The sequence below is a fragment of the Sulfobacillus sp. hq2 genome (genome assembly GCF_002903155.1).
GTDB lineage: Bacteria > Bacillota > Sulfobacillia > Sulfobacillales > Sulfobacillaceae > Sulfobacillus > Sulfobacillus thermotolerans.
The window spans coordinates 271,147-278,778 of the sequence record NZ_NWUL01000034.1 but is presented as its reverse complement, the minus strand read 5'-3'; the positions used below and the strand labels follow the sequence as shown (position 1 = coordinate 278,778).

Below are 7,632 nucleotides of genomic sequence, written 5' to 3'. Positions count from 1 at the left end.
TCCCAAACTGCCGCGCCCAATAGCCATTGAAGGCCTGCATTTGATCCCGGCCCGTAAAGTACGCCAACTGCGCCGGATCCGTGTCCCGAATCTGCTGCAACCACCCGGCCACCGTGCGGAGCGCTGTTTCCCAGTCGACGGGCACTAAGTCTCCGCTCCCGCGTTGGCTGCCCGGCGCCCGCATCAAGGGCGTCATCAGCCGTGCCGGCGAATATTGGGTCATGATGCCCGCGCCGCCTTTCGCGCACCACACCCCCTTATTCACGGGCGAGTCTTTGATCCCGGCAATAAAGCGAATCTGTTCCTGTTCGACGGTCACTTCAATCCCGCACCGACAGGCGCACATATAGCAGGTGGTATGGACCTTCCGTGTTCCCTCGACCGGTTCAGACTCCGCCTGCGCTGCTTGGCGAATATCCTCTCCCTTGGTCAGCGCCATCCTAACCCCTCCTAAAGTACGTTTTGTTCTGACTATTAGGTTCAATTTTAAATAGTCCTTTAGAATCTGGCGTACGGAAAGCTTAATAGCGGGTGTCACCATTTCTAATAGCCAACTACTGATGATAGTCCCCTACTTTTTACCAATCCACCGCATTTCATGAAAAAATACTGTTTTTTCAAGGCAGATCTTTGTTAAAAAGACAGTGCTTTTGAATGAGTTAATTGCGATATTTGCCACGTCTTGTTGAGTGTGACTTTACTCAATTTCAACACCCAGAATTTTAGAGCGGTACTTTCATCCCAACCGCGAATTCTTACACGCAAAAAATCGAGTAGGCGCGGGTGACTAACCCGCCCTACTCGCCACACCGTACGTACCATTCGGTATACAGCGTCGTACAGGTTGAGGAGACGGTGCAAGCCTTGTGCATCTCAATAGCTCCGTGTCAACACGCTGTTTAAGAGCCATGCGCCGTGGGCCCTTGCGTGCATCGTGAATCCCACGAGCACCACTTTCTCGTCATGTCCGGCCCTTTAGCCAGCGCGGTCGCGGGGCCGAGTATGGCTGACTTCTCTCCCGTCACGCGCCCATGCTGGGCGCACCAAAAAAGAGCGTGTTGCCTCATCGCAACACGCTCGGTATAAAAACTTTTTGGCTCAGCCCTTTAATCTTTTAGTACAGTCTCCAACTCTACCGATAGTTTTACCTTGTCTCCAACAAGTACGCCACCCGTTTCCAGCGCTTGATTCCACTGTAACCCAAAGTCTTTGCGATTGAGTTCCGCTGTCGCCGAAAACCCTGCGCGTACGTTGCCCCACGGGTCTTTGCTTGTCCCCATGTACTCGGCGCGCACCACCAACGGCTTGGTCACCCCATGAATCGTCATGTTACCTTCAATGTCATAGACATTTTCCGACACACGCCGAATGTTAGTGCTATCAAAGGTCATAGTAGGGTAATGTTCAACATCAAAAAAGTCTGCCGACCGTAAATGAGCATCACGATCTTTCTGACGCGTGTCGACGGTACTAACGTCAATCGACACATGCGCCTTGGCCGTGGTCAAGTCATTCACATCAGCAATAATTTCTCCGGATAACCCAGGAAAAGAGCCTCGCACCGTAGAAATCATCATATGCCGGATAGAAAATTCCGCAAGACTGTGATCCGGATCAATCGCCCATGTCTTTATTTCTGATGTAGCCACTATGACACACTCCTCATCATCAAATAATTTCGCATATCCTGAGGGCGGCAAGCTACTCATGCGTCCACTTTTCCCCAAATTGTCGCAATGCCTCAATCACCGGCAGCAAGTCCCTACCTTTAATTGTGAGACTATATTCGACTCTAGGCGGAATTTCCGGGTACACCACGCGTTCGACAATCTGTTCAGTCTCCAGCATCCGGAGTCGCGCAGTCAAAGTACGCGCAGTCACCCCCAGCGATTCTTCTAATTCTCCAAATCGCTTCGAGCCCTCAGCCAAGTCTCGGACAATCAGAAGAATATAGAGATCTCCCACCAGTGCCGCACCACGGGCAACGGGGCAAAGCGCGTTCGACCCATGCAAGCTACTGCTCATGATATTGTCCCTCGCTCTCAGCAAAATCTAGTGTAACGATATATAAATATCGTGTCAATACTAACTTAAATAATATTTATTTATATACCCTTACTATACTAATGTATACTATTTAGTCTACCTGCAACGGCGAGAAGAACACCAAGTGCCCACCACCGGTTCCTGAAATCGCGCAGGGCGACCTCTTCCTACCCTTTTGCGCGGGCCATCTCTTTTGGGATCATCCCCTATGTCGGCCGTTGTCATCATGCCATACCCTTGCATAGGCTATAGTTTTTCTGTTGCTTGAATAATTCAGGGCGGAGTTTAACTTGTGATAGCGCCGGTGACCATCTGACGTGATTTCGCCTGACTGTAATTGGCCTTCTTTTTCCGGTGTGTCGGGAACGACAAGCCCAACACTTTAGAGACTTCACCTATCGTGACTAATCGTGGCATATGATCAGTATGGCATAATTTTAGGCCCATTTAAAAGAAAGCGTGTGATCCCTGCGAAAGACGAACAAGCATCATGAGCACAGCCCCCATCGCCAAAGCAATAGGCATCGTAATGATCCACACGCCAATAATCTTACGAACAACTTTCCAGTGCACACGGTGACGATTAATCATCGTGCCTGATCCAAAAATGCACCCATCAGTAGCCTGCGTCGTACTCACCGGAAACCCTAAAATCGCCGCTAAACTCACGGTAATCGCCGCTGCTAATTGCGTGGTGACCGATGTTTCCGGACGCAGATGAATAATTTGTGTGCCCACCGTATTTGCAATGCGCGATCCCCCTAAAGCCAGTCCCACGGACCAGCTTGCCAACGGGAATAGGATATCAAAAGAACTCACATGATACACGGCATCATGACTCAACAACATCATGACAATCGCTGTAAGGCCAATGACCTTCTCTTGGTCATTGGCACCGTATGCCAATCCCTGCCAAAGAATCGTCAGATATTGAAATTTGTCAACGACTTTCACCAATCGAGGGGTGCCATCAGAGGCTGTAACCCGTTTCATGACGCCCGTTAACAGCCACGCCAACATAAACCCCATCACAACGGACCCCACTAATCCCCCCGCAATCTTCTCTACCCCAGCCCAATGAATCAACGCCGCCTGCCCGCTGGCTGCAGCCGCTCCAATTATTCCCCCGGCCAGCGCAATCGTCGTACTGGTTGGCAAACGCATCCGCCATGTGACAACCAGAGTGAGAACACCGGCCATTACAGAAATAGCCAAAAGGCGGGAACTCGTTTGCGTAAAATTGACTACTTCCAAGGCCATTGTGCGAGAGACCGCAGTTCCAAAAATGACAGGCCCCAGCGCAATGGCTGCAATGAGCAGCGGCGCTATACGGCGGGAATCGATAATGCGACTGCTTCGGTAGGTCGCAACCAAATTGCCCCCATCATTAAACCCAGAGACCATCGCAAAGGCTGATAAACTAAGAAGGAGTAAGACGATTACCGCCACTGCGTCTCCCTTCCTTCCTGCCTAGCCAAACTCGCTTATAGACCGTGACTTGCGAATCCGGATTATGAGGTAAATCGGCACTAGACGGCCTGACATTCAATAGGCCCACTGTACCCAACACAAAATCACACGTCAAGCATGACAAAACGTGGCAGAAACCATAGAAAAAGCCTAAAGGGGGAGGAAACCCCTTTAGACTTTCCGTTATTAGCCGATAGAGCTTTTCTCTTTTCTTTATGCCGGCGCGGCACACCGGTTAGGGCCAATTTCCCACGACCGCAAGATCGCTGGATCTAGGGGACCCTTCTGAGACACATTAAACGCCACAATCGGTTCATAATTCGGCGGCGTCATCGCTGACGCTGAAGCCTCGACGTGGTTGACAAAGGATTCAAGGGGTTCATGCAATAAAGGGTTTTGCGCCTGCAGGTCGCCTAAAGTGCCTGCCACAATTCCATGGTCATTGATTTCTGACCAATGGGCATAATGCGCAGGCAAAATCACGGTTTCAGGGGCTAATGATTGCAATTGCTGCAATGACCGGTGAAGATCTTCGCCCCACTCCTTAGCGTGGCCTCCAAGATCTGGCCGACCCACACCTGAAACGAATAACGCATCACCTGTCAATAAATAACGGCCGGCAATAAGAAACGAAAACGAATCCGGCGTATGTCCGGGACTGGCGATCGCTTTAACCGTCACCGCACCCACTTTAAATTCCTGGCCATCTTGCAACAAAGAAACCCCTGGGCTATTTTGACCACGCCAAAACGGAACATGGTAGCGTTCACTAAGAAAGAACCCACCTGTAATATGGTCGGCATGAACGTGAGTGTCTGCCACCGCTTTTAGTCGCCATCCGTTTTGATCAAGAATCCTTTGGTACACGTCCACAAACTGAGAAGGATCAAAGAGCATAGCTTCTCCATTTGAAGCCAATAGGTACGACAGGCAGCCTTTGCCCCGGCGCTGAATTTGGAATAACGAAAATGTGGGTTCTTCCGCCACCGCATGCAGTTCATGATACCGGTTCCAAGCTGCCATGCCTCCTTCAAGCACCGTTACATCATAGCCCTCACGGTCCATGACAGCCCCCACAGCCTTAGCCGTTTCGCCTAAAGCACACACCACGACCCACGGCGTCTCAGAGTCGAGAGCTTGTAGCGTTTTGGCATCTCGCAAAATCGAGGTTCCATCGAGGTGCTGACTTTCAATCCGTGGTCCCTCAATGTGCCAGGCCTGATAATCATCAAATGGCCTGATATCCACAACAGCTAAGGGCTTTTGGTTCATAGCCTGCCCGAACTCTTCGACAGATATGGTACGCATGAAACCCCTCCTATTCGCTAAGATACTGCATATGCAATTTAATCGTATATGCGAAACGCCTTGAAAACAATGCCTCTCATATCCTAGATGCTAAGAACTAGTGCTTTCGCAAAGCTTCAACATCCTCTGCTGAATTCTCACTTGCTCTATAGCCATTCCCATAAAGGATTTCGTCAATACCAAAACAAAACAGCAATATAACTATGCGGATAGGAGGTGATTATAATGGCATATCCCATATCCCAAGAAACAGGCGACAATCGGCAAAATGCGTAGCCCCAAAGCGAGAAACAAGACGTCAATTTAACCCGAACGCAACAAGGACAACCTTTACTATGTAGTAGTAAATAGGCACATCCTAGTAGTTTCAGAGGATGGAAGCATCCCTGAGATCAACCTCATATTTGATGCCCAACCCTTATGCGTCATCTTCGATGATTTCTTGCACACGTCCCACTTGTCCGTCAACCAAGCGCACCTTAATGCCGTGCGGATGTGTCGGGGATTTCGTCAAAATGTCTTGAATAACCCCGCGTGTAAGCCGCCCCGTCGGCTGATCCGCCTTCAACACAATATCGACGGTGAGTCCCGGTCGCAAGTCCTTACGGATCTTCCCGCTCTTCCCAGCCATAGGGTTCCCCCTGTTCTTCTAATCATGGTCGCACGACTTTGGTGAATGGGCACCAGACGATCTTAGAGACCTTCTTAATGTCCTAGAAATTTTCTCCGTCACCTCTAAAAAACACCGACGCTCGTCGGCCGTCAAGGTCGACACGGTAACCTCTTCCAGCCGCCGAAAGATTTCTCGAACTTGCCCCTCTAAGGCACGCCCGGCCTCTGTCAACATGACAAGGGTCACTCGACCATCTTGCTCCGAACGCATGCGCTGTATGAAGCCCGCGCACTCCAGCCGACTCAACGATTTCGTTACAGTCGAGTGATCTAGCTGTAAAGCCTGGCTCAAGCACTGCTGAGATTGACCGTCTTGCTTCCCTAATTCCAGCAACAACATTTCTTGGCCAGGAAATAGCCCCAATTCCCGCAGCAACTCCGCCGCTAAGCTTCGGTGAGCACGAGCCAGTAAAATAACATTCGCACTGATGAGGCAATCGGGGGACCCAGCGGGCCCCTCGTTACCTCCTTCCTCATGATAAGGCATTCAGATCCTCAGCTTTCCTGCTGGAGTTCCGCTAACGTTGGATAATCGATATAGCCGTGAGCATCGCCTCCAAAAAATGTGGCGGTATCGGCCGGATTAAGCGAGGCCCCCGCCTTCAAACGCTCAACGAAATCAGGATTCGCAAGCGCCCATGCGCCAATTGGTGCAATGTCCGCTAAGTTTGCTTCAATGTCGCTAGCAATCTGATCCAACGGTCGGCCCGCACGATTCACTAACAATACATGCGGCCATAAGGCACGAATTTCTTTCAGAAATGGATCATTGCCGCCATGCATGACATGGAGATAAACTAAATTCAGTTTGGCCAATTCCGAAATTAAATACCGGTAGAGATCCGGGCCACTTGCCCCTTCATCGAGTCCTCCCAACGTCATCCCTGGCGAAATACGAAATCCAGTCCTGTCCGCTCCAATCTCTTGAGCAACCGCCGCTGCCACCTCAATGGCAAATCGCGCGCGATTTTCTATAGACCCTCCATATTGATCCTGGCGCTGATTGGCATTTTCAGCCATGAACTGTTGAATAAGATACCCGTTAGCGCCATGAATCTCCACACCATCAGCACCCGCCCGAATAGCCGCAGCTGCTGCCTGTCGAAATTCGTCAATAGTCCTGTGAATATCGGTTATGCTCATTTCCCGCGGTACAGGAATCTCTTGCATTCCTGTCGCTGTGAACATTTCAAGCCCCGGCGCTACCGCAGACGGAGCCAAACCCAGTCGATGATGGGGTGTGTTATCCGGATGTGACATGCGTCCAACGTGCATCAGCTGAATAAAGAGGTAGCCACCCTTGTCATGCACAGCGTCGGCTACTTTTTTCCAACCCGCCACATGATTATCCGTATAAATTCCCGGTGTGAACAAGTAACCTTGTCCATCTTCCGACGGCTGTGTGCCTTCGCTAATCAACAGTCCTAGAGATGCCCGTTGGGAATAGTATACGGGCGCTAAATCACCTGGCGTACCATCAGCCTGTGCCCGACTTCGAGTCATAGGCGCCATCACCAAACGGTGAGACAACGTCATACGTCCGACCGTTACCGTCTCCCATAACTTGTCCACGTTCTCACTCCTAACTCACTATGTAATATCACTGACAATAATCAGCATGATGTTGCCTGCACTACTGTATCAGATAAATACGTGGCTAGCCACATATTTTAATCAAGGCGGTTTATAACGCGGGTAACATAGCCCCTATCCGACCAACGATGGCTGGGTTCCAAGATATTCAAAAAATTTTTGGCATTTTTCTATGAAGATCACGAATAGGCAGGATTTTAACGCGCGACTGTCGAACTTTTGCACAATTATGACCAGAGAGGGCATTATTGTCAATCCGGTTCACATTGACCATAATTCGCCGCAAGATTCGAGAATTCCCCCGACCTCAGTGGTGGGTTTTGGGCATGTCGCTGCTTTGGACTATGGGATGGACCTTACTCAAAATCCGAAGGTATACGGAGGGGCACGCCACCGTGTTTGATTTAGGCAATACGGCACCGAGCCTTTATGTTATTTCGCACGGACACTCTTTAGCATGCAATTCATTTTTAAATGAACCCATTGTACTCAATACCGACGCATATATCTTATACCTTCTAGCGCGGCCTTTTCGATTTTTGA

8 protein-coding genes are annotated in these 7,632 nt (G+C 50.1%); all 8 read right to left on the bottom strand.

Annotated features, from left to right (window positions below):
- Positions 1–439, bottom strand: a 439-nt coding sequence (locus CO251_RS11030) for a molybdopterin-dependent oxidoreductase (protein ID WP_158246298.1), incomplete at its 3' end; no start/stop codon positions are given.
- Between the two features lie 667 nt (positions 440–1,106).
- Positions 1,107–1,649 carry a YceI family protein gene (locus CO251_RS11025; protein WP_103375853.1) on the bottom strand — a complete coding sequence of 181 codons (543 nt, stop codon included), beginning with the start codon at positions 1,647–1,649 and terminating at the stop codon, positions 1,107–1,109.
- A 52-nt stretch (positions 1,650–1,701) separates the two neighbouring features.
- Positions 1,702–2,025 carry a helix-turn-helix domain-containing protein gene (locus CO251_RS11020; protein WP_103375852.1) on the bottom strand — a complete coding sequence of 108 codons (324 nt, stop codon included), beginning with the start codon at positions 2,023–2,025 and terminating at the stop codon, positions 1,702–1,704.
- Positions 2,026–2,493: 468 nt separating this feature from the next.
- Complete coding sequence (locus CO251_RS11015) at positions 2,494–3,495, bottom strand: inorganic phosphate transporter (RefSeq protein WP_242968557.1); 1,002 nt, start codon at positions 3,493–3,495, stop codon at positions 2,494–2,496.
- A gap of 234 nt (positions 3,496–3,729) precedes the next feature.
- A complete protein-coding gene (locus tag CO251_RS11010) occupies positions 3,730–4,824 on the bottom strand; it encodes an MBL fold metallo-hydrolase (RefSeq protein ID WP_103375851.1) in 1,095 nt (364 codons plus the stop codon).
- Positions 4,825–5,242: 418 nt separating this feature from the next.
- The gene (locus tag CO251_RS11005; protein WP_103375850.1) at positions 5,243–5,455 is read right to left on the bottom strand and encodes a YwbE family protein; all 213 of its coding nucleotides are present in this window, start codon (positions 5,453–5,455) and stop codon (positions 5,243–5,245) included.
- Between the two features lie 18 nt (positions 5,456–5,473).
- The gene (locus tag CO251_RS11000; RefSeq protein ID WP_103375849.1) at positions 5,474–5,983 is read right to left on the bottom strand and encodes a MarR family winged helix-turn-helix transcriptional regulator; all 510 of its coding nucleotides are present in this window, start codon (positions 5,981–5,983) and stop codon (positions 5,474–5,476) included.
- 8 nt (positions 5,984–5,991) lie between these two features.
- Positions 5,992–7,068 carry an alkene reductase gene (locus tag CO251_RS10995; RefSeq protein ID WP_103375848.1) on the bottom strand — a complete coding sequence of 359 codons (1,077 nt, stop codon included), beginning with the start codon at positions 7,066–7,068 and terminating at the stop codon, positions 5,992–5,994.
- Between the last annotated feature and the right edge of the window lie 564 nt (positions 7,069–7,632).

Excerpts from the sequence above, each read along its gene's own strand:
- CO251_RS11020 (WP_103375852.1), bottom strand. The coding sequence starts at position 2,025 with ATGAGCAGTAGCTTGCATGGGTCGAACGCGCTTTGCCCCGTTGCCCGT.
- CO251_RS11010 (WP_103375851.1), bottom strand. The coding sequence starts at position 4,824 with ATGCGTACCATATCTGTCGAAGAGTTCGGGCAGGCTATGAACCAAAAG.
- CO251_RS11005 (WP_103375850.1), bottom strand. The coding sequence starts at position 5,455 with ATGGCTGGGAAGAGCGGGAAGATCCGTAAGGACTTGCGACCGGGACTC.
- CO251_RS11000 (WP_103375849.1), bottom strand. The coding sequence starts at position 5,983 with ATGCCTTATCATGAGGAAGGAGGTAACGAGGGGCCCGCTGGGTCCCCC.